Origin of the sequence: Bradyrhizobium sp. 137, assembly GCF_023074095.1 — a bacterium.
Taxonomy (GTDB): Bacteria; Pseudomonadota; Alphaproteobacteria; order Rhizobiales; family Xanthobacteraceae; genus Bradyrhizobium.
Genome location: NZ_JADPKU010000091.1, coordinates 1 through 22,894 on the forward strand (window position 1 = coordinate 1; position 22,894 = coordinate 22,894).

The following is a 22,894-nucleotide window of genomic DNA, read 5'->3' on the forward strand; positions in this document are numbered from 1 at the left end:
ATCAATCCACGACGAGCCTTCAGTGATTCGTTCCTGCTTCATTCACTCTCTCCCCAGCTATCCGAGGAGGGGGCAATTCCTCGTGACGCTGAGGGGGCAGTTTTCCATGGCGCGCGACACCCATCGGAAATAAGCTCCTGCCGGGGACGCTCCCGCATGATTCTTGTACTCCGCGACCCCGCCTCCCGCCGATTTAATCCGGGACGCCCGCCTCATCGATAACGCGTTGTGGCACGCCGCACCTCGCTTGATCGCGCGCACTTACGGAGAGCTTAGGCCAGACGCGAGCTAGCCTTCCGGACATCTATAACCCGGAGCCTCGCTTCGCGAAGGCCGGCCGGTTCGCCTAGAGCGGCAGCACGGTACGAGTTGATTGTCTCATCATCCAAGCGCCTATCACGCGAAGCTGCTTGGGACGGTGCTTTGAGGCGGCCTGTTCCACGCGAGGGATCTTTTTGGGCCCAAACGCGGCTTGCCAATCTGACCCGCCGATCCGTTCGCCAGGGCGCGCGCGACTACGAGAAGCATAAGCCTCTGATTGTAGCCAACAGGTCGATCGTGTCGATATCGGCAAGCCATGTCTGCGACAAAAATCATCTGGCATCAGGTGATCCTGGTTTGCCTAATCGCGTTCACCTTCGTGTGGGCCGCGACCGAATGGACTGCTTGTCAGCTTGCGTTCCAGCCGCAGCTTGGACCGGCCTGGTTCAGATTAGGCACCTGGCCCGTCTACCAGCCGTTTGCCTTCTTCATCTGGTGGTTTGAATTCGACGCTTACGCGCCCACGATATTCCTCCAGGGGGGCGCCATTGCCGGGAGCGGTGGGATCGCGGCAGTCGCCGCAGCAATGGTGCTTTCGGTCTTGCGCGCGCATGAGGCTCGCGATGTCACGACTTACGGATCAGCGCGTTGGGCCGATACGCGCGAAGTCAAACGGGCGGGGTTGCTAGGCAACGATGGCCTTGTGCTCGGGCGTTTCCATGGTCGATATCTTCGCCATGATGGGCCTGAGCACGTGCTCTGCTTTGCGCCTACCCGTTCGGGCAAGGGAGTCGGCCTTGTGGTTCCGACGCTTTTGACCTGGCCGCGTTCGGTGATCGTCCACGATATCAAGGGCGAGAATTTCCAGTTGACCTCGGGGTGGCGCGCGCACCTTGGAGATGTACTCTTGTTCGACCCGACCAACGCAGCAAGCGCGGCCTACAATCCCCTTCTTGAGATTCGCCGTGGTGATTGCGAAGTACGAGACGCGCAAAATGTCGCGGATATCCTGGTCGATCCCGAAGGGGCGCTCGAGCGGCGCAATCATTGGGAAAAAACCAGCCATTCTCTGCTCGTCGGCGCTATCCTGCATGTCCTCTACGCTGAAGCTGACAAGACACTTGCCGGGGTTGCCAGATTCCTTTCGGACCCGTGCCGCCCGATCGAGGCCACGCTGAATGCGATGCTTGCGACTCCCCATCTTGGTGATCGCGTTCATCCCGTCGTCGCTTCAGCTGCGCGAGAGCTGCTCAACAAGAGCGAAAACGAGCGGTCGGGCGTGCTGTCGACCACAATGAGCTTCTTGGGCCTTTATCGCGATCCGGTCGTCGCTAAGGTCACCGCGCGGAGCGATTGGCGCATTCGCGATCTCGTCGACAGACAGCAGCCCGTTTCACTCTATCTCGTCGTGCCGCCATCCGACATCGTCCGCACAAAACCCCTGATGCGGCTCATCCTCAACCAGATCGGACGGCGCCTGACCGAGAGCCTGGATCCCGACCGGCGCCGTCAAAAGCTCCTCCTGATGCTCGATGAGTTTGCAGCCCTTGGCCGCCTCGATTTTTTCGAGAGCCAGCTTGCCTTCATGGCGGGCTATGGCATTCGCAGTTTCCTGATCACTCAGAGCTTGAATCAGTTAGAACGCGCCTATGGGCCGAACCACGCGATTCTCGACAATTGTCACATCCGGATCGCCTTCTCCACAAATGACGAGCGCACCGCTAAGCGCGTCTCGGATGCGCTGGGGACCGCAACCGAACTGCGCGCCATGAAAAACTATGCCGGGCATCGCTTAAGTCCCTGGCTTGGACACTTGATGGTGAGCCGCCAAGAGACGTCCCGTCCGCTCCTGACGCCCGGCGAAGTCATGCAGCTCTCATCGAAAGAGGCGATTGTGATGGTGTCGGGCCTCCATCCGCTGCGTGCCACTAAGGTTCGTTACTATGAGGACCCGCAATTTCAGAAGCGAATCGTCAAGCCCGCTGAAACAGGAACAATTCTCTTGTCCTCGCGCCCAGATGAAGACTGGTCAGGGAACCCAACCCCTGCGCCCTCGACCGAACTGCTTGCGCCTCGGCAGCGAAAGCGTGGCGATCCGAATGGAGGGCTGCGGCGCGAGCCAGAATTGCCGCAGCACGAGGAGATCGAAATCAAGGCACCGCTCGCGGAACATGAGTTCGATGCTGGTCCCGATGAGCCCGACGCAGATGCTGTCCAGGCACAAGCGCTTAGCCGCGCAATGCACGGATTAGCGCGCGCGACCAGCCTCGACCCTGACGATGGCATGGACCTCTGAGTTGGCAAATCGGTGAAAAAGATTCAGCTCAGTGTCTACCTTGATCCGGAGACATTCAGAACCCTTGATGTCTTCGCGGAGCGTCGTGGCCAACCCAAGTCGCTGGTCGCAGAGGCCGCGATCACGTCATTTCTTTCGCCTGACGATTCCGACCGACGCGAGGCGGCTATTGCCAAGCGGCTGGATCGGACCGCACGGCTGCTCGAGCGTCTCGAACGCAATGGCAACATCACGCTCGAGACGCTCGCCCTGTTCATTCGCTTCTGGTTGACATCGGTGCCGGCATTACCAGAACAATCCAGTCCAGCCGCTCGCGCCAAAGGCGCCGAACGTTATGATCGATTCGTTGAAGCGCTTGGCCGAAGGCTTTCCAGCGGATCAACCGTTCTGAAAGAGGTGAGCTTCGATTCGAACCCCGCAATTCCAGAGTAATTCAACAACCGACGAGCGGGCGGGCGATGCAGGACTACAAGGGAATTTGCGAGGGTGCTCGCGCCGAGTACATTTCGGCCGCAAACAACGATAGAGCCAAATCGAACGGAGCGAGCGCGTTAGATTGGTACCGACGGCAGATATCTGAGGGTAGCAGGCCGCATGACATGAATGCTGAAATCTGAAGCGAGTTGAGACTTGTCCGGTCTCCATCGAGCTGCCGCTCACTGGAGTAACGCTGCTTGCTTGAGCAAGCGGAAGCCTTCCAGAGTTTCAAGGTCTTCTGAATAGTTGGCCTACCAGTTTTAGCGAATTGCATCGCAGGTCCTCTGTGTTAGCAATCCACGTTGTAAGGTCTTACTATGCGAACATCCTGTCGAAAAATGCGAGAACTTGCACTGCCGCACACTTCAGCAAACTGGTGCGACGTTATCCGTTTACGTCAGATTGCGATCGGGCAACGCCTGAGATCGTCTGCAACATGTTTCCACAATTCCAAAGGAACGGAACTAAATCGTCCCCTTTCGATGGAAGGGACAGCTGCGCCACGAGAAGCCTATTGGCTTGGAGCCGTTTGAATGAGGCCCAATTCCCCCGGATGGCGACGATGGCCAAGCATCCTCACACCAAATCCAATCTGATCCGCTCTCTCGCCTCACGACAAGACGGCGTTACACAAGCAGAGTTGCGCAAGGCCACGGGATGGAAGCTTGTCCCGATGCCCCTGATCGCCAAGCGGTGCAAGATGAAGCTGATTACCAAACGTGAGAAGGGCAACCTCACTCGCAAGAATGGTAAGATCGCCAGCAAGAGCGGCCACTTCGCCACGTACTACATGATGGCGCATGATTCGACTACGGCAGTAGCCGACGCGACTACCGACACAGTAGGTAGAAAGCCTTATCCCTCAACGCATAAGCCAAGCGATGCGGAAAACGCGTCATGAGCCAAAGTCCTGCAGGGCATTGTGCAGCTATCTGGACAGGGAGGCTTGGCGATTGCCGCTTTTCGCGCTGGCTATCCCGCTTCGAAGGAATGCGCGAAACTATTATAGCCCGTTTCGATGCCAATGCCGAAATCGCGAAACCCGGCTCGCTCGCGGAAACAACGCAGCAGAGCTTTGACGTCTTAAGCGTCAATTTCCCTAGACCCTATTTCAACGTCCACAGCGCGTTGCCTCTCGTGCGCAACCTAAACGCGATCGGCTTCACGGCTTCTTTGTCCGATCAGGTCGGAATTGCGGGAACATCGGCCGTATCCGCATCCAAGGCCGCACTGTGCAACTTGACGCGAGCGCTTGGCGACCAACTGATCCGCCGAAGCGTTCAGGTAAACGCCGAGAGCTCGGGCGTCATCGAAAGCCCGCTGTTTAGGAAGATCGGCATTTCCGAGGCCAGCGTGCAAGACCGCGGAACGGTCCTGCTCGAGCAGATAGCCGCGAAACACTTCGGCAAGCCACGCAAGATCGCGGCGCGTGAGCTTCCTCGCTTTCTGCGACGCATCCTACATCACCGGCATCGACGTGCCTGTCGATGGCAGACGCACACAGCCCTGAATCCAACAAGCCCTGCCGATGTGCTCGAAGAGCCTCCCGTGACAGTCATCTGTCGTCCTCTACACCAGTCCAGTGCAGCGCTCGAATACTCACAATGAGAAGAAGAGAATGAGAAACATCGTCAAGGCAGCCGCCGTACAGATCAGCCCCATGTTGTACAGCCGAGAGGGGACAGTCGAGAAGATCACCAAAAAGATTCGCGAATTGGGCAAGAAGGGGGTGCGTTTCGCCACGTTCCCCGAGACCATCATTCCCTACTACCCGTATTTCTCGTTCGTCCAGCCGCCCTTCACGCTTGCCAAGGAGCATCAGAGGCTGCTTGAGCAATCCCTTACGGTACCCTCTGCGGAGACGCATGCGATCGGCGATGCCGCCAAGGACGCCCAAATGGTCGTTTCCGTCGGCGCCAATGAGCGGGACGGAGGATCAATCTACAACACTCAACTCCTGTTCGATGCGGACGGCACGCTGATCCAGCGTCGCCGCAAGATCACCCCTACTTATCATGAGCGGATGGTCTGGGGCCAGGGCGACGGTGCCGGCCTTCGCGCCGTAGACAGCGCGGTTGGCCGGATCGGCCAGCTTGTGTGCTGGGAACATTATCTCCCGCTGGCCAGATACGCCTTGATTGCCGATGGCGAGCAGATCCACTCCGCGATGTACCCCGGTTCGATCTTCGGCCCCCTCTTCTCCCAGCAAACGGAAGTGAGCACCCGGCAGCATGCCCTTGAGTCGGCCTGCTTCGTCGTCAGCGCAACCGCATGGCTCAACGCCGACCAACAAGCCCAAATTGCCAACGACACGGGCGCTGCTATCGCTCCGATTTCGGGCGGTTGCTTCACCGCTATCGTTGCCCCCGATGGTCAATTGATAGGCGAGCCCCTGAAGGAAGGTGAAGGAGATGTGATTGCAGATCTCGACTTCATCGAAATCGACGGGCGCAAGAGAGTGATGGATGCAAGCGGTCACTACAGTCGCCCTGAACTGATCAGCCTCCTGATCGACCGGACACCTTCTTCGCACGTCCATGAACGGATTATTCCCCCCAGGAGCGTGGCGACTACCGGCCTTCACCGCGAGGCCCGCGCTCTGACGCCGCTTGAGAGTTAATGGTCCTGCCCGCCAGGGCCGGAGGAGATTGGTGCATCCCGCTTCGACCCGAACGGCCGGAGATACAGGTAGAAGGAACTAGTTTGCAGCAGGGCCATGCGGGCCGCTCGCATGATCCAGACCGATTCTCTATTGGAGAAATGCCCAGCTGCGGAGCCTCGCCGAGGCCTTCAGCCTACAGCGCACCTCGTCACTGCAGCGGCAAGTACGCTTCAGGTGTTCGAACTGTTACGCTGACCGCCGCATCGCCCATCCTTGCAGCGCCCCGCCTCGAGATCTGGATGTTGCCTCAATGAGGATCCGCTCATATCGCAAAAGGCCACATCGTCAGCTCGAGACGGTCGTCACGGCAGGTCTTTCCGAGTGGCGTCCAACGGCGGGGGAGATCAGGTCCAGGCAATCCTCGCCGGGGAAGCTGGCGGCTGAAGGTGAACGCGGAGTCAAGCTACGGTGAGTTGTATGCAAGGGCATCCAGCATTCTGCGCAACACGAGCCCCATTCGGGGTAGGAATTCCATGGAGGACGATAAAACCAGATTACTTGCCGAGAAGGTGCCCACTCTTGCGCTCAACGATCCGGAGCCAGCCGCGCGGCTTGAGCGCTGGGCCAAAGAATACGCAAAATGGTGTCCTCGACCCAGCCTCCAGACGCGATGAAGATTCGTAACTGCCGCCGCACGGTGCTCCAGGAGGCGCCGGCACGCTCTCAGTAAACAACCGCAGTTTCAGGGCGCAGTATCCAGGCCTATGCTGGCCGGATGGAGCAAACAGTACTTTTCAGGTGCCCACGCACGGGCATGAACGTGCAGCACCTGCTGGCGGCACTGGAGCAGATCGGTCCCGACACTCATCTGCCGGTCGTTTGTCTGGCATGCTCCTCGGTCCACTTCGTGAATGCCTCCACCGGCAAGCTGCTCGGCGGCCGCAGTGCTTCCGAAGTGCGGTGAGGGCGATCGACTGGTGAGATCCGGGTGCTCACTCCGGCTTGGGTGCGCATCCTTTCCCGATGTAGTTCGTGTACCGTCCCTGGAAAATCCAGCGCCCTGGAGCGGTGATGTTTGCTGCCGCTGCCGGCGGTCTTCGTCAAGCCTCGCCGGCATCGGAGATGGCGCTCACGGCTGGCACGGTGCGGGGCAGCGGTAGCGTGCGTTGAAGATTGCGCCTGGCCGACGAAGGCTTGCCGAGCTTGGCCGTATTTCGCGGCCAGCACCAGAAGCCGCTTTCGCGTGAACGGGTCGGCCTTACCGGCCAGATCGCGGGCCCGTTATGCAAAGCTCCTGTAGCACTCAACATCCATGGTGTGCCCCAACTCAACGCTACCAGGATGCACTTAAGTACATCGGCGGCTCGGACGTCAAGGCGGGCGAGCAGTGGCCTTGCGCGGAATGTGCTGCGAGGTGCCTGTAACAGCCGATCTGGCGCGAGTAAGCTCGCTGTCGGCAGGGACAATTCACATGGCAGTCCTCCATCAGATCCGGAAGCAATGCCCGGCGTGCGGAGGGACCGATGGATCTCCTGGCTGGCGAGGACGGGCGCAACGAGCGCTACGTCTGCCGCCATAGCGAGGGGGACCCGCTACGCGATTCAGCCGCCTGCCAGTGCGGCCGACCATTCCCCTAAGGCCCCCGAGAAGTGAGTGGTCGCACCGGGCCAGCAGATACGTTTCAACGGCCGTGAGCCGGGCTGGACGCGCGGCACGCGAACGGTTGTAAGTCCTATCGCACGCTGGTGATGCATGCCGGAAATCGGTGAGGCGCAGGTGTATTTTGGTCGCGCGCATGAGCTGGTGCGCTTCTTATGAGGCGCATCACCCCCTTAGCGAACAACGCCGGTGCGTCCGCGGGGGTCGTTCGCGACGTCGGGGGCGCGAGGGCGCCGTCTAGATTGCGCCTGCGCCTCTTTTTTGGATCGGTGACTTTTTCGATTTCAAGTAAGGGTGCACGCACCGTCCGCGAAATCGCTCGTCTGTCGGCGACCTGACTGCCTAGAGGGACAAGAGGCTACGAGACGTCTGGCGCTGGTCTTTGAGAGTCCGCCGTTTCTTTCTTTCGGTACGCCAGACTGCGACCAGAATGTCCCCGCGGTTGAAGCGGCATGCGGTCTCGACGCTTTTGTCGTGCGTCATCGCAGCGCGATTCATCCGTTTCGACCGAACATACAAACCACGCGCGTGCAAGCGCGGGCGGTGTGCAGTCGCAGAGAGAAGGAAGCTGGAGTATGCAGATTAGCGGCGAGCGCCGGGGAGAACCGACCTCAAGTCGGAATGAAGCTGAGGTAGACGCGCAGCCGAGTCCAAGCGAAGCTCAGCAGACCAGAAAGATAACGATTCAACTTTCTGAGTGCATTTTTCAGCGACTCCAAGCCGCGACTGACCGCCCTGGTATGGGCAAGAGCGTCGCCATCGAGGCGGCTCTTGAGCGCTTCCTGGATCCGCCGCCGCCTATAGAGGGCCTTGTTTTCGAGGCGATCGAGCGAACGAATGAGCAGGTGCTCAGTCTGCGGACGGACATCGCGATGATCGCGGAAATAGTGGCTCTCCATGTGCGATACCACCTCACGCTGACGCCGCCGATGCCGCCATCCAAGCAGGACGAGGCGTGCGTACTCGGGCTCGAGCGCTTCAAGGCGTTTGCCGAGCAGGTCGATCGTCGCGTACGGTTTGGCCGCCCCTTGCTGCAGGAGGCAATTGATCGCTCGGGAAATTCCAGCCGATCCGGGTCTGAAATGGGAGGCGTAGCGTCACGCGCCGTTCGACGAGCGCCAGCTGAAGAAGAACCCCACTGTGTGGCCGTCGTAGGTGAAAACTCAGAAGCGTGTGCTGTCGCCGAGGAGGGCGGCAGCAATATCAACTTTCGACAGCTGCCAACGCCTTGTGCTAAAGCCAGTGGCCGCGTTCCGAGCAACACGCGCAGCGATGCCGCTGGGCTGATATCAGGCGAGAAACCGGTCAACCGGGGTTGGACCTGGCGGATCATCTCTTGCGTGTTCCTTCCCTTTGCCGCGGGATATTATCTTTCCTACCTGTTTCGGATGATCAACACGCTCATTTGTGGCCGCCTCGCCTCTGAATTGGAGCTTGGTACGGCCGATTTGGGGCTGTTGGGCTCGATCTACTTTCTGGTCGTTACCGGCAGCCAGATTCCGATGGGCATGCTCTTGGATCGCTTCGGTCCGCGCCGAGTCCAGAGTGCGCTCTTGCTGCTGGCTGCCGCAGGCGCTGCGCTTTTCGGATTATCGAGTGGATTTCTGGCGCTTCTGGTTGCTCGCGCGATGATAGCATTTGGCACCGCAGCTTCCCTCATGTCTGGCCTGAAAACAGTCGTGCTCTGGTTTCCGAGAGAGCGCGTGGCGCTCATCAACGGCTGTATGATCATGCTGGGTGCACTGGGCGCGGTAACGGCAACCGCACCAGCCGAGGCATTGCTTAACTGGATAGGCTGGCGCGGTCTATTTGAGCTGCTTGCCGCATCCAGTGCCTCCGCGGCCGCTTCGATCTATTTTTTGGTTCCAGAGCATGAGGCAACTGCGAAGAGCCCTCCAGGGACGATCAGCCTGAAGACCGTCTATACGGATGGGCGGTTCTGGAGAATTGCGCCGATTTCTTCAACATGTATCGGGTCCGCGTGGGCCCTGCAGTCCTTGTGGGCAGCGTCCTGGCTGAACGATGTGGAAGGGTTGGATCGAACAAGCCTTGTCACACAATTGCTCGTCATGGCGATAGCCCTAAGCATTGGCGCATTGCTGCTCGGCGTGGTCGCCGATTCGCTGCGTCGGCATGGCAAGAACATTGAAACGTTGCTCGCAATCATAGCTGCTGTGTTCATTGCAGCCGAACTCGCGCTGATATTGCATCCGCCATTTCCGTCGCTACCGTCGTGGATCATTGTGGCGGTGGTCGGATCAGCAATCGTGCTCAGCTACGCGATCATCGGAGATTACTTTCCGGCCCAACTGATCGCGCGCGCGAACGGCGTGCTCAACGTTCTGCATTTCGGGTGGGCTTTCCTCGTCCAGTACGGGACGGGGTTAATTCTCGCGCAATGGCCGGTAAAGGACGGACACTACCCCTCAATCGCGTATCAGACGGCCTTCAGTATGAATGTTGTGCTGCAGCTGGTCGCCCTGGTCTGGTTCATCGCCCCTCGGCTCAAAGAGTTGATTTGGAAATCTGAGATCGCCGTCAAGCGCAAGTCGACGGGCCAAAGCAGGTCAGTTCACGTCATTATCCCGATCGCCGAAATGGTTATCCTGAAAACCGATCAAGATGTGGAGTGGTGAAGTCGGCCCTCTGCCTGACCCGCCTCGTCGGTCTACAGGCGCGTCAAGAACGTCCGGCCGACTGATTGCCTGAGAAGCTCCAAACAGCTGGTCGGATATGCGACATGCGTCGCAAGGTCGACAGGAAAGATACGAAAAATGCGTAATATCAATGAGCGCTGGCTGGCATGCGACTTGCTGTTGTTTTCCGCAGAGCCAGGTAAAGCGAATTTGAGCAATGACCAGTGTGACTGAGAGCGCAAGTCAAGTCGGTGCGGAGAATGTGCTGAGAGTCGGTTCGCCGGCTCCCTCCATCAAAGTTGAGGACTGGCTACGTGGCCAGCCCGTTACAACGTTCGAACCTGGGAAAGTATACATCATCGAGTTTTGGGCGACGTGGTGCGGACCATGTATCGCCTCGATGCAGAATTTGGTGATCCTGCAAAGCAAATACAGGAGCAGCGGAGTTGAGGTGGTGGGCATCGCGGCTCACGAACAAGCTTCGACGGCAGATGAAGCGCGAGCCAGCTTGGACGCTTGGTTGACGAAGAGCTTGCCGAATCTGAACTTCGCGATCGCATTCGACTACGCCGGCGAAATGAACAAGCTTTGGATGGATCCCAGCTTTTCTGTCGGGATTCCTTCGTCATTCGTGATCGATCGTGACGGCCGCTTCGCCTTTATCGGCCATCCGACGCAATTCGATAACGCGTTGCCCAAAGTTCTGAACGGCTCCTGGGCAGTGAGCGACGAAGCCCAAGCCCTGGATGCGGAGAGGATAACCAAGGGTCGACGCAGAAAGCGCGAACTATCGCAGAAGCGAGCGCTGGTGGAGCCGATCTTTGCCAGGCTTGAAGCCGCCATGAACAGTAAGGATTGGGCGGCAGCCCTTTCAGGGATTGAGGAGGCACTCGCTGCGATGCCGGACGATCTCACCTTTCGTGGGCTTCATGCGGAATTGTTGCTTCACAAGATACGCGACATGCGGGCCGGCCTGGCGGTATTGCGCCAATTGGTTCGCGATGCGATCGACAAGAAATCCGTGGTTTGGATGAGCGTGGCCATCCGCCAACTCTTCGACCCCGCGAAAGACTACTCCGGTTTCCCACATGCCGAGCGCTTTGCCATGGGCAAGGATCTCTCCGAACACATCCTGGCGGCGAATCCGCCCCAAGGCAGCGAGGGCGCGAAGTTTCTCTCGTACGGGGCGGTCGCTCGGTACTATTACGAGACCGGTAACAGGGATCGCGCGATCGAATTGGTCGAGGTGGCGCTGAAATGGCTGGATGCAGTGCCTGCCTCGGATGTAGCGAAACGGGATCTCGTGCAGTGCTCACTCCAGGCCTTGGCGAGCTACAGGAGTGAGAAGCTCTGTTACGAGGAGTGTTGTTCGACACCGCAAAACACAGCTCCCGAAAAGCCGCAACCGGGATCGCCAAGGGAGGCAGCGTGAGCAATGCTGCTGGCCATGTCTTCTCGGCCCTTGTGGTTTTGCGATCGACGTCGATGCCTTTGGGGATGTCGGGGCATTCACCTGAGGTGAGGATAGGATGATTGAGGGGTGAACGCAGGCGAGCCGCACCACCACAACTTCTTTACGGTGAATGTTTCTTCAACGTACGTCGCGATCCGGTGCGATAGCGGCGAGAATGCCTGTCCAGGTGAAGAGTGGTCGCGGGCTGCTAAAGGTGGCGTCTTATAAGATGCTGGTGGCATCTTCGAACAACCAAAAAAGATTGAAATGGGTGGTGACGTTGATGCATTCCAACTCTCAAGGAAGCTTTCTCAAGTTTTTATCGCTGGTTTCAGAAGGGATTCAGCACTTCGTTTCGCGTTGGCCACAAGCCCATTCGGGAGAGGCGGCAAACCCTGGCAACGGACGGGGTCGTTTAAAGCGGTCAGTGCCCTGTGCGCGCCGCGCTAAGGTAACACTGAGCGAAGCCGTGCCTTCATTGTCACCCCTCTTTGGTACCACGGCGCCGGGTCGAGCGTGATGCACAATCACCGCCAGCGCCGCTCTGTCAAAGCCGCCGCCCTGTTCCAGCCATCTGGCCCCTGGTACAATGTTCTTTATGTCCAGGTACTCATCGCGATCCTGATTGGCGTTCTCGTTGGCTGGTTGTGGCCTGCTGTGGGGACGAACAGCTGGGTCAAAGCGCTTGGTGACGGATTCATCAAGCTGATCAAAATGGTGATCGCGCCGATCATCTTCTGCACTGTTGTGTCCGGAATTGCGCATGTTCAGGATGCACGAAAGGTCGGGCGAGTCGGCGTCAAGGCGCTGCTTTACTTCGAGATCGTTTCAACCTTCGCGCTGATCCTGGGTCTCGTGATGGGCAATCTCGTTCAGGCCGGCCATGGGCTGGCTCCCAGGGCTGATGCCGCGGCGGTAGCCAACTACGTCAAAAGAGCGGAAGGGCAGAAGGCGGTCGATTTCCTCCTTAATATTATTCCGGATAGCGTGGTTGGCGCTCTGGCCCGAGGCGACGTGCTACAGGTGCTGTTGTTTGCCATCCTATTCGGGTTCTCGCTGATGGCGCTTGGCGAGCGGGGTGAGCGGATGCGCAGTCTGGTCGACGATGCTGCACACGCGGTGTTTGGTGTCATTAGGATCGTAATGAAGGCAGCGCCAATCGGGGCGTTCGGCGCCATGGCCTACACTATCGGCGAATTCGGACCGTCCGCGCTCGGTAAACTCATCGGCTTGGTTGCGCTGTTCTACGTGACAGCCGGGCTCTTCGTGATCATTGTGCTTGGTCTGGTTGCGCACTTGGTCGGTTTTTCTATTCTAAAGTTCATCGTTTACATCAAGGATGAGCTGCTGATCGTCCTCGGAACGTCGTCGTCCGAAAGCGCGCTGCCGCAGTTGATGGAAAAACTCGAACGGCTGGGCTGTTCCAAGCCGGTCGTTGGCCTGGTGGTGCCGACAGGATACTCTTTCAATTTGGATGGGACGAACATTTACATGACGTTGGCGACCTTGTTCATCGCGCAGGCGCTCGGGGTCGATCTCGACTTCGGCCAGCAGCTCACGATACTGGTTGTGGCGATGCTCACCTCGAAGGGCGCAAGTGGTGTTACCGGTGCCGGGTTCGTCACACTGGCCGCAACATTGACCGTGGTCAGTCCTGACCTCGTCCCGGGCATTGCGATCGTATTCTCGATCGACAAGTTCATGAGCGAGGTGCGCGCGCTTACCAACATCATCGGAAACGGTATTGCCGCGGTGTTTGTGTCGTGGTGGGAAGGTGAACTCGACCATGTCTCGCTACACGCGCAGCTCAAGTAGATCTGCGATCTCAGCTCGGCCATTGCGGACTAGAAATCACTCTTTGAATGCCTACATTCTGGGAGGCAATCGTCGTGCAGTACAGGGCCAGCCTGATTCCAGGGGGAATGGTGCAGGGTCATTACGCTCACGGTGGTGCACCAGACCAGCGTCGCCATTGGTACCTGCGGCAGCCCGCCGGCTGATGTGGTTCATTATCCCGGGTTTGAGCATCCTCCAAAAGCGGGAGCTCATTCGTGCCTACGCGCGGCAGCGACAGTGGTTCGATTTCTCGCCTCGCCGTCGAGGGGTCGGCGCGTCAAGCCGGCGCTCTTTTCAAATGTTCCTTTTTCCACGCTAGACTTCGAACGGCATATTCCCTTTGTTGCGGTAAGACACGACCTATCTTTTATTTGCCTTCAGATGAGGGCGCCGAAGCGGCCTCAGCAGCTTGGGGCAAATCGTGGCGATCCATTCTTTTGATTCAGAAGCGAACTTGCGCGGAGCGCGTATGCTGCGTACCGCGTTGGGGCCCGCCATCGCATGGTTTTTGGAAGATCCGGCAATCGTCGAGGTGATGCTCAATCCCGACGGCCGACTGTGGATCGACCGACTGTCGAGCGGCCTTACGGATACTGGCAAGAATATATCCCCTTCTGACGGAGAGCGAATCATCCGCGTGGTAGCTCACTACGTGGGTGCCGAGGTTCATCCCGGGAGCCCACGGATTTCTGCCGAGCTGCCCGAGACGGGGGAGCGATTCGAGGGGCTGCTGCCGCCGGTCGTGGCCGCGCCAACATTTGCGATCCGAAAGCCGGCGGTCGCCGTGTTCAGCCTCGAGGATTACGTCGGAGTCGGCATTATGACGCCGGATCAGGCCGGTGCATTGAGGGATGCAGTTTGCGCGCGCAAGAACATTCTGGTCGCCGGCGGCACCTCGACCGGCAAGACGACACTGACCAATGCCCTTCTCGCCGAGGTGGCTAAAACGACTGACCGTGTCGTTCTCATCGAAGATACGCGCGAGCTTCAGTGCTTGGCGCCAAACCTCGTGGCGCTCCGCACGAAGGATGGCTTGATCTCGCTCTCCGACCTGGTCCGTTCGTCGCTTCGTCTGCGCCCCGATCGAATTCCCATTGGTGAGGTGCGCGGAGCCGAGGCGCTCGATTTGCTCAAGGCCTGGAGCACCGGACATCCGGGCGGAATCGGCACGATCCATGCCGGAACGGCGCTCGGGGCGCTACGCCGACTCGAGCAGCTAGTCCAGGAAGCTGTCGTCACAGTCCCCCGGCCGCTTATCGCCGAAACAATCAACGTAATCGCGGTGCTCAGCGGCCGCGGCGCCGAACGCCGCTTGAGCGAGCTCGCCCGCGTCACCGGCTTAGAAGCATCAGGTGATTACAGCCTTTCTGCAATTGGAGACCGATCATGACGATGCCTTCATCTCTCCGCCGCGCCAGCATTCCGGCCACGGCAATTGTGACCCTTTGGCTGAGCAGTATCCCGGCGTGCGCCGCTGGCTCAAATATGCCGTGGGAGCAACCGCTCAACCAGATTTTGCAATCGGTCGAGGGTCCCGTCGCCAAGATTATTGCGGTCATCATCATCATTGTGACCGGGCTCTCGCTCGCATTTGGCGACACGTCTGGTGGCTTTCGCCGCCTGGTTCAGATCGTGTTCGGTCTGTCCATCGCCTTTGCGGCATCAAGCTTCTTTCTGTCTTTCTTCTCCTTCGGCGGCGGCGTGGTGATCTAATGGAGGAGCCTGTCGCAGGTTTTATCGCGCCCGTGCATCGTGCGCTCACCGAGCCTATCCTGATGGGCGGTGCGCCGCGCGCCGTGGCGATCGCCAACGGCACGTTAGCGGCGGCACTCGGTCTTGGGCTGCGCCTGTGGGTTGCCGGCCTTCTCCTCTGGTTCGTCGGCCACATGGCCGCCATCTGGGCCGCAAAACGCGATCCCGATTTCGTGGAAGTCGTGCGCCGGCACGTCCGTATTCCAAGCCACCTCAGGTCCTAGAGTTGCCTATGATGAATCTTGCCGAATATCGCCGTTCAAACACGCGCCTTGCCGACTTCCTGCCTTGGGCGGCCCTGGTCGATGAGGGCGTCATTCTCAACAAGGATGGATCCTTTCAGCGAACGGCCCGGTTCAGAGGGCCGGATCTCGACAGCTCAGTGCCGGCCGAGCTTGTTGCTGTCGCAGGCCGCCTCAACAATGCGCTCCGTCGCCTCGGATCGGGGTGGGCCGTCTTCGTCGAGGCGCAACGGCATTCGGCAGGACGCTATCCGCCGGATACATTCCCGGACGTCGCCTCGGCGCTGGTGGATGCGGAGCGGAAAGCGCAATTCGAGGAGGCCGGCAGCCACTATGAGTCGAGCTACTATCTGACTTTCCTCTATCTGCCTCCGGCAGAGAGTGCGGCCGTGGCGGAGCGCCTGCTGTACGAGGGCAGCCATCGCGCTGCGGGAGCGGATGCGCGCGAGGTGCTTGCCGGCTTTGTCGACCGGACCGGCCGCGTCCTGCAGCTCGTCGAGGGTTTCATGCCGGAATGTGGCTGGCTCGATGACGAGCAAACGCTGACCTACCTGCATTCGACGGTCTCGACCAAACGGCATCGCGTGCGCGTGCCAGAAATTCCGATGTATCTCGATGCGTTGCTTGCCGATCAATCCCTGACAGGAGGTCTCGAGCCCATGCTGGGCGAGGCGCATCTGCGCGTTCTGACGCTCGTGGGCTTTCCGACCGCGACCACGCCCGGAATTCTCGACGACCTGAACCGGCTGGCATTCCCGTATCGCTGGTCCACGCGGGCGATCATGCTCGACAAGACAGATGCCACAAAGCTCCTCACCAGGATCAGGCGGCAATGGTTTGCCAAGCGCAAGTCGATCGCGGCGATCCTGAAGGAGGTGATGACGAACGAGGCCTCCGCGCTTCTGGATACCGATGCCCACAACAAGGCGATGGACGCCGACAGTGCGCTCCAGGAATTGGGCTCGGATCAGATCGCACAGGTCTTCGTTACGGCAACGGTCACGGTCTGGGACGGGGATCCTCGCGCAGCCGACGAAAAGCTCCGCCTCGCCGAAAAGGTCGTCCAAGGCCGCGACTTCACCTGCATGGCCGAGACGGTCAATGCCGTCGAAGCCTGGCTCGGCAGCCTGCCGGGACAAACTTACGCAAACGTCCGCCAGCCGCCGGTCTCGACCCTGAACCTCGCCCATATGATCCCGCTATCTGCCGTATGGGCCGGAGAGGTGAGGGATCACCACCTCAACGCGCCCCCATTGTTCTTCGGTAAGACTGAGGGTTCCACGCCATTCCGGTTTTCTCTGCATGTCGGAGATGTCGGCCACACCATGGTCATCGGGCCGACGGGCGCCGGTAAGTCGGTGCTGCTGGCGCTCATGGCGCTGCAGTTCCGCCGCTATCGCGAGGCGCAGATCTTTGCGTTCGACTTCGGAGGCTCGATCCGCGCATCGGCCATCGCCACGGGGGGCGACTGGCATGATCTCGGCGGCGCCCTGGAATCCTCAGAATTCGTCTCGCTCCAGCCGCTTGCAGGCATCGACGATGTCGGCGAGCGAGGCTGGGCATCCGACTGGATCGCATCGATCCTGACGCGCGAGCGGATCGAAGTCACCCCTGAGACCAAGGATCATGTCTGGTCGGCGTTGACCTCACTCGCCTCGGCACCAGTTAAGGAGCGGACTCTGACTGGGTTCTCCGTTCTTCTGCAGTCCAACGCTCTCAAGCGCGCGCTGCAGCCCTACTGCCTCGGTGGTCCATACGCCCTGTTGCTCGACGGCGAATATGAACGGCTGGGTGAAGCCTCCGTCCAGGTGTTCGAGACCGACGGATTGATCGGGACCTCTGTCGCGCCCGCAGTTCTGGCCTATCTGTTTCACCGGATCGAGGACCGCTTTGACGGCCGTCCGACACTGCTCATCATCGACGAAGGCTGGCTTGCGCTCGATGACGCCGATTTTGCCGGCAAGCTCCGCGAGTGGCTCAAAACCCTCCGCAAAAAGAACGCCTCGGTCGTGTTTGCGACCCAATCGCTTGCCGATATCGATGGCTCCAAAATCGCGCCTGCCATCATCGAGAGCTGCCCGACCCGCATCCTTTTGCCAAACGATCGCGCCATCGAGCCGCAGATCAAGGCGATTTACCGTCGCTTTGGGCTGAACGACCGGCAGATCGAGATCCTCGCCCGCGCCACTCCGAAGCGGGACTACTACTGCCAATCGCGCCGCGGCAACCGCCTGTTCGAGCTCGGACTTGGCGAAATCGCGCTCGCCTTCGCGGCCGCCTCGTCCAAAGCCGACCAGGCTTTGATTGATCGGGTGCTTGCCGAGCACGGAAGGGACGAGTTCGTCACCGGCTGGCTCAAGGCGCGCGACCTCGGCTGGGCCTGCAATCTCATTCCGCAGTTCGCCAAACAAGGAGCGCTCTGATGAGCTGTATCCGCCCGCTTCTGGCAGCAAGTATCATCGCCATGACCATGATCCAAGCGCCCCGCGAAGCGAAGGCGCAGTGGATCGTGTTCGATCCCAACAACTACGTTCAGAATGTGCTGACGGCCGCGCGTGAGCTGCAGCAGATCAACAATCAGATCACTTCGCTCCAGAACCAAGCGCAGATGCTGATCAATCAGGCGAAGAACCTGGCGAGCCTGCCTTATTCATCCTTGCAACAGCTCGAGAAGTCGATTCAACGCACCCAGCAGCTACTCTCGCAGGCGCAGCGGATTGCCTACGACGTCCAGCAGATCGATCGCGCGTTTTCCACCACCTATGCGCCGGCATCGGCGAGCATGTCCGATGGGCTCCTGGTCGCAAATGCCCAAACACGCTGGCAGAACTCAGTTGCCGGGCTGCAGGACGCCATGAGGGTCCAAGCGAGCGTTGTCGGCAATCTCGACGCCAACCGCATCCAGATGTCCGCCCTCGTGACGGCGAGCCAGGGCGCAGCGGGTGCGCTCCAGGCAAGTCAGGCCGGCAACCAGCTCCTTGCGCTGCAAGCCCAGCAGCTTGCGGACCTTACGGCGACTGTTGCCGCGCAAGGTCGCGCACAGACGCTCGAATCCGCCCAACGGGCTGCAGCGCAGGAGCAGGGTAGGGAGCAGCTGCGGCGCTTTCTCAATCCGGGCCAAAACTATCAACCGACAACCGTGCAGATGTTCCACTGATCATGAAAATACGATTTGAACGACTACCTGTCGCGGCAGCAGCTGGTCTTGCTGTCCTGTTGGTTGCCGCCTGCGCCATTCGCCTGCGCACCGACGAGAGCGCGACCCAGTCTTCCGTCTCTCTAGCCTCAAAACCGGATTTGACCGCAGCAAAGCTCGAGCAATGCCGTACCGTCACCTACGAGCAGAAAGACGCTCTGCTTGAATGCCAGAAGATCTGGGCCGAGCAGCGCAATCAATTCTTAGGCGGAAGCAGGTCAATTGATGGTTCGCATAGCCGGACCGGCGCGGCGCCATTCCCCTCTCCAGTCCCGCGTAAAGACGAAGGTCGCCTCCCGTCCGGCTTTTCCTCCATTCCGAGCCAAAGCGAGTGAGCCATGGGCGGCACGGGCGTCATCGACCAGTTTCTGGAAGCTTTCACCCGCTACATCGATTCCGGATTCGGTCTCGTCGGGGGCGAAGTCGGATATGTCGCCACAACGCTGGCTGCAATCGACATCACCCTGGCTGGCCTGTTCTGGTCATTCGGAACGGACGAGGACATCATCGCCCGGCTGGTCAAGAAAACCTTGTTTGTCGGCGTCTTTGCTTACCTGATTGGCAATTGGAATAACCTCGCCCGGATCGTCTTCGAAAGTTTTGCGGGGTTAGGTCTGAAAGCCTCAGGGACAAGCCTTTCGTCAGCAGATTTCCTAAGGCCGGGCCGCATTGCGCAGGTAGGCCTTGATGCAGGCCGGCCAATCCTGGACTCCATCTCTGGGCTGATGGGCTATGTCAGCTTCTTTGAGAATTTCGTGCAAATCGTGGTCCTGCTGTTTGCTTGGATCGTGGTGCTGCTCGCGTTCTTTATCCTGGCGATCCAGCTGTTCGTGACCCTCATCGAATTCAAGCTGACGACACTTGCCGGGTTCGTCCTGATCCCCTTCGGCCTGTTCGGCAAGACCGCTTTTGCGGCTGAACGGGTGCTGGGCAATGTCATCTCATCGGGGGTCAAGGTTCTGGTCCTTGCCGTCATCGTGGGCATCGGGTCGACCTTGTTCTCGCAGTTCACGAGCGGCTTTGGCGGCAACCAGCCGACCATCGAGAATGCGATGGCACTTGTCCTGGGCGCGCTCGCCCTCTTGGGCCTTGGCATCTTCGGCCCCGGTATCGCCAATGGCATCGTCTCCGGAGGTCCGCAGCTTGGCGCAGGCACCGCCGTCGGCACGGGCCTCGCTGCCGGTGGGGTGATCGCGGCAGGAGCTGGCGCTGCCGCCGGCGCTGCAGGTCTTGCCGCCGGCGCGATTGCGGGCTCGCTGCGCGGTGGAAGCGCGATTGCAAGTGGCGCGACGAACATGTTGCGGGCGGGAAGCTCCGGCGTCGAGGCGAGCGCGCCAGGCGCGGCAAGTCCCTTGCGTTCGCTCGCAGCCGGCCTTGGGCGAGCGACTGGTCATGTCGGTCAGGAGGAGGGGGGCTCCTCGGCCGCCCCCGACAGTCCGCCAGCCTGGGTTCGGCGTATGAAGCGTGCGCAGACCATCCAACAGGGAGCATCAGCGGCCACGCACGCGGTTCGGTCAGGCGATCACGGCGGGAGCGGCGCATCGGTGGACCTCTCACAAGACAATCGCTGAGTTCGCTGTCTCTCCAAAATCCATTTCCAACCATGCTTTGAGGTCAGACAAATGTTCAAACGATCGGCCGTTCACTATGGCCGCACGCCGGAGCCGGTCACGCCCTATCAACGCGCAGCTCAAGTCTGGGATGACCGCATTGGTGCAGCACGAGTCCAGGCCAAGAACTGGCGGCTCATGGCATTCGGCTGCCTGTTCCTCTCCGCGGGCTTTGCTGGAGCTCTGGTCTGGCAATCAGCCCATGGCACGATCACGCCCTGGGTGGTTGAGGTCGATCAATTGGGTGAAGCGAAAGCACTTGCCCCTGCAAATGCTGCCTACCAGCCGACGGACCCTCAAATAGCGTTTCACCTGGCGCGCTTCATCGAGCACGTCCGCGGCTTGCCGATGGACGCGATTGTCCTCCGCGAGAACTGGCTGCGTGCCTACGACTTCACGACCGATCGCGGCGCCGCCGCGCTCAACGACTATGCCCGCAACAACGACCCCTTCGCCAAGCTCGGAAAGTCTCAAATCGCGATCGAGGTCTCGAGCGTCATCCGAGCCTCGCCTGAGAGCTTTCGCCTCGCCTGGATCGAGCGCCGCTACGATAACGGCCAACTTGCCGCAACGGAACGGTGGACTGCCATCCTTACCATCGTCGTGGAAATGCCTCGCGATCTGGATCGCCTACGCAAAAATCCCCTTGGCATCTACGTCAACGCTATCAACTGGTCAAAGGAGCTCGGCTAACATGCCGTCAGGTCTTGTTTTTGTGTCACGAAAAGCGCGGCCGTGCTTGCCTCTGGCTCTTCTGGTCTGTGTCTCGACGCTCGGCGGCTGCACGACCTTCAGGCCGCCGCAAATCAGCTACGACAACGAGCTCCCGCCGGCACCGGACTTGCCGGCGCTTGCCGATGATCGCCCGCGACCGCTACATGTGCCACCGACCTGGAAGGCTGCACGAGGCGGCAAGAGCGCGGAGGCCGAGGAGCCTGTCGAGCGCATCGAAACCGCAAATGACGCTGCACGCGTGCAGCCTCGCAAAGCCGGCTACTACAATGCGGTGCAAGTGTTTTCCTATAGTCCGGGCGCGCTCTACCAGATCTATGCCGCGCCGGGGCAAATTACGGACATTGCACTCGAGCCCGGTGAGCAGCTGATCGGCTCAGGACCGCTCGCCGCAGGCGATACCGTCCGCTGGGTGGTGGGCGACACCGAGAGTGGCAGCGGCGTCGCCCGCCGCGTTCACATCATGGTCAAGCCCACCCGTCCCTCGATCGAGACCAACCTCGTCGTCAATACTGATCGCCGTACTTACCTGATCGAGCTTCGCGCCAACGAAAAGCCCTATATGCCCTCGGTCGCCTGGTTCTATCCGCCGGATCCTGGCGGGCGAGCTCGAGCTTTACCGCCGGCACCCTTTATTCCGGACCTGCCGGCGCGCCGCTACCGCTACGCCATCGAGGGCGACAGCCCGCCTTGGCGTCCCGTCAACGCTTATGATGACGGCCGAAAAACCTACATTGAATTCTCCCCCGGCGTCAGTCAGGGCGAGATGCCGCCGCTCTTCGTGATCGGGCCCGACGGCAAAACCGAGATCGTCAACTACCGCGCTTACGGAAATGTGCTGATTGTTGACCGGCTGTTCGCGGCCGCGGAACTGAGGCTGGGCGAGGAGCACCAGCAGAAGGTCAGGATCGTGCGAACCGACGGGAGGTCGCTTTGAACGATACGGACCAGGCGATCGATACACCAAAGGAAGCGCCTCGGGGCAAGCCGCCGGAAGAGATTGCCGAAATCCTGCGGATCCGGCCGGATCGGCCAAAAGTTGCGCGCCTCTCGCGGAAAGTCCTTATCGGCGGCAGCGCCCTTGTGCTCGCGCTGATCACTGGCGCGGTGCTCTGGGCGCTGCACGAGAAACGGTCAGGTACTTCAGCACCCGAGGAGCTTTACGCGACTGACCACCATAACGTCGCCGATCAGCTCGCGACCTTACCGAAGGATTACACCGAGATCCCGAAGGACGTGCCGCGCCTGGGGCCGCCTTTGCCCGGTGATCTCGGTCGGCCGATCGTCGCTGCACAGGGATCTTCGACATCCAGCTCGCTCGGTATTGATGCCGAACAGCAGCGTGTCAATCAGGAGAGCGAGGCGGCACGGACCAGCAAGGTATTTGCCAGCACCAATGTCCGGCCACAAGCCCCCGCCACTTCATCGAGCGAAGCCCGTTCGAGCGGCGTGCCATCATCGGACGAAGCATTTGCTCAGAATGGCCAAGACCGAAAGCTTGCGTTCGTCAGTGCAACGGTCGATCGTCGGACGACAAGCTCCGATCGCCTTGTGAGGCCGGCTTCGCCTTTTGTCGTTCAGGCCGGAACGGTCATTCCGGCCGCTCTCATCACAGGAATCCGCGCCGACCTGCCTGGCCAGATCACGGCGCAAGTCACAGAATCGGTGTACGATTCTCCTACCGGGCGAGCTCGCCTTATCCCCCAGGGAGCAAGGCTGATCGGGAGCTACGATAGCCAGGTCGCATTTGGGCAGTCGCGCGTGCTCCTGGTCTGGACGCGCCTAATCATGCCGAATGGGAGGTCGATTGTTCTGGAACGGCAGCCCGGTGCAGATGCGGCAGGCTTCTCTGGTCTTGAGGACGAGGTCGACAATCATTGGAAGGAACTGTTGGGGGCGGCCGCTCTTTCGACGCTGCTTTCCGTCGGCACGGAGGTGAATTCCGGGGCGGATAACGGCAATACCAACAACGATCTCATTGCCGCCCTCCGCCGTGGAGCTGGGGATTCGATCAATCAAACGGGCCAGCAGGTTGTCCGCCGCAATCTCAACATACAGCCGACTTTGACGATCCGTCCGGGATTTCCGGTGCGGGTGATCGTCAACCGTGACCTGATGCTCGAACCGTATAGAGGTTGAGGA

At 60.0% G+C, this 22,894-nt stretch carries 19 protein-coding genes; all 19 read left to right on the forward strand.

What is annotated here, in order from left to right:
* Positions 1 to 577 precede the first annotated feature (577 nt).
* Entirely contained in the window at positions 578 to 2,557 is a 1,980-nt protein-coding gene (locus IVA78_RS24770; protein ID WP_247450185.1) for a conjugal transfer protein TraG, read from the forward strand.
* Positions 2,558 to 2,569: 12 nt separating this feature from the next.
* On the forward strand, positions 2,570 to 2,989 hold the full coding sequence (locus IVA78_RS24775) for a CopG family transcriptional regulator (RefSeq protein WP_247278024.1): 420 nt from the start codon (positions 2,570 to 2,572) through the stop codon (positions 2,987 to 2,989).
* Positions 2,990 to 3,596: 607 nt separating this feature from the next.
* Positions 3,597 to 3,935, forward strand: a complete 339-nt coding sequence (locus IVA78_RS24780) for a hypothetical protein (protein WP_247419236.1) — start codon at positions 3,597 to 3,599, stop codon at positions 3,933 to 3,935.
* On the forward strand, positions 3,932 to 4,642 hold the full coding sequence (locus IVA78_RS24785; protein ID WP_247450189.1) for an SDR family oxidoreductase: 711 nt from the start codon (positions 3,932 to 3,934) through the stop codon (positions 4,640 to 4,642). The genes IVA78_RS24780 and IVA78_RS24785 overlap by 4 nt, the downstream gene beginning before the upstream one ends.
* 10 nt (positions 4,643 to 4,652) lie before the next feature.
* Positions 4,653 to 5,654 (forward strand): nitrilase-related carbon-nitrogen hydrolase, encoded by a 1,002-nt coding sequence (locus tag IVA78_RS24790; RefSeq protein WP_247419241.1) that lies wholly within the window; start codon positions 4,653 to 4,655, stop codon positions 5,652 to 5,654.
* A 796-nt stretch (positions 5,655 to 6,450) separates the two neighbouring features.
* Complete coding sequence (locus IVA78_RS24795) at positions 6,451 to 6,600, forward strand: hypothetical protein (RefSeq protein ID WP_247419243.1); 150 nt, start codon at positions 6,451 to 6,453, stop codon at positions 6,598 to 6,600.
* Positions 6,601 to 8,635: 2,035 nt separating this feature from the next.
* Entirely contained in the window at positions 8,636 to 9,931 is a 1,296-nt protein-coding gene (locus IVA78_RS24800; protein ID WP_346015451.1) for an MFS transporter, read from the forward strand.
* A gap of 217 nt (positions 9,932 to 10,148) precedes the next feature.
* Entirely contained in the window at positions 10,149 to 11,363 is a 1,215-nt protein-coding gene (locus IVA78_RS24805; RefSeq protein WP_247278020.1) for a TlpA disulfide reductase family protein, read from the forward strand.
* Between the two features lie 540 nt (positions 11,364 to 11,903).
* Positions 11,904 to 13,199, forward strand: coding sequence for a C4-dicarboxylate transporter DctA (gene dctA, locus IVA78_RS24810; protein WP_247278019.1), 1,296 nt, complete (start codon positions 11,904 to 11,906; stop codon positions 13,197 to 13,199).
* Positions 13,200 to 13,689: 490 nt separating this feature from the next.
* Positions 13,690 to 14,610, forward strand: a complete 921-nt coding sequence (trbB, locus tag IVA78_RS24815) for a P-type conjugative transfer ATPase TrbB (protein WP_247278018.1) — start codon at positions 13,690 to 13,692, stop codon at positions 14,608 to 14,610.
* A gap of 2 nt (positions 14,611 to 14,612) precedes the next feature.
* Positions 14,613 to 14,933: a TrbC/VirB2 family protein gene (locus tag IVA78_RS24820; protein ID WP_247278044.1), complete on the forward strand. Its 321-nt coding sequence runs from the start codon at positions 14,613 to 14,615 to the stop codon at positions 14,931 to 14,933.
* Entirely contained in the window at positions 14,933 to 15,196 is a 264-nt protein-coding gene (locus IVA78_RS24825) for a VirB3 family type IV secretion system protein (RefSeq protein WP_247278017.1), read from the forward strand. The genes IVA78_RS24820 and IVA78_RS24825 overlap by 1 nt, the downstream gene beginning before the upstream one ends.
* Before the next feature lie 8 nt (positions 15,197 to 15,204).
* Complete coding sequence (gene trbE / locus IVA78_RS24830; protein ID WP_247278016.1) at positions 15,205 to 17,637, forward strand: conjugal transfer protein TrbE; 2,433 nt, start codon at positions 15,205 to 15,207, stop codon at positions 17,635 to 17,637.
* A complete protein-coding gene (gene trbJ / locus IVA78_RS24835; RefSeq protein ID WP_247334035.1) occupies positions 17,637 to 18,371 on the forward strand; it encodes a P-type conjugative transfer protein TrbJ in 735 nt (244 codons plus the stop codon). The genes trbE and trbJ overlap by 1 nt, the downstream gene beginning before the upstream one ends.
* A 2-nt stretch (positions 18,372 to 18,373) precedes the next feature.
* Positions 18,374 to 18,745 carry a putative entry exclusion protein TrbK-alt gene (trbK-alt, locus tag IVA78_RS24840; RefSeq protein WP_247278014.1) on the forward strand — a complete coding sequence of 124 codons (372 nt, stop codon included), beginning with the start codon at positions 18,374 to 18,376 and terminating at the stop codon, positions 18,743 to 18,745.
* A 3-nt stretch (positions 18,746 to 18,748) separates the two neighbouring features.
* Positions 18,749 to 19,981, forward strand: coding sequence for a P-type conjugative transfer protein TrbL (gene trbL / locus IVA78_RS24845; RefSeq protein WP_247278013.1), 1,233 nt, complete (start codon positions 18,749 to 18,751; stop codon positions 19,979 to 19,981).
* A gap of 51 nt (positions 19,982 to 20,032) precedes the next feature.
* Complete coding sequence (trbF, locus tag IVA78_RS24850) at positions 20,033 to 20,713, forward strand: conjugal transfer protein TrbF (protein ID WP_247278012.1); 681 nt, start codon at positions 20,033 to 20,035, stop codon at positions 20,711 to 20,713.
* A gap of 1 nt (position 20,714) precedes the next feature.
* The gene (trbG, locus tag IVA78_RS24855; protein WP_247278011.1) at positions 20,715 to 21,689 is read left to right on the forward strand and encodes a P-type conjugative transfer protein TrbG; all 975 of its coding nucleotides are present in this window, start codon (positions 20,715 to 20,717) and stop codon (positions 21,687 to 21,689) included.
* Positions 21,686 to 22,891: a TrbI/VirB10 family protein gene (locus IVA78_RS24860; RefSeq protein ID WP_247450197.1), complete on the forward strand. Its 1,206-nt coding sequence runs from the start codon at positions 21,686 to 21,688 to the stop codon at positions 22,889 to 22,891. Before trbG ends, IVA78_RS24860 begins: the two co-directional genes overlap by 4 nt.
* The last annotated feature ends 3 nt before the right edge of the window (positions 22,892 to 22,894 follow it).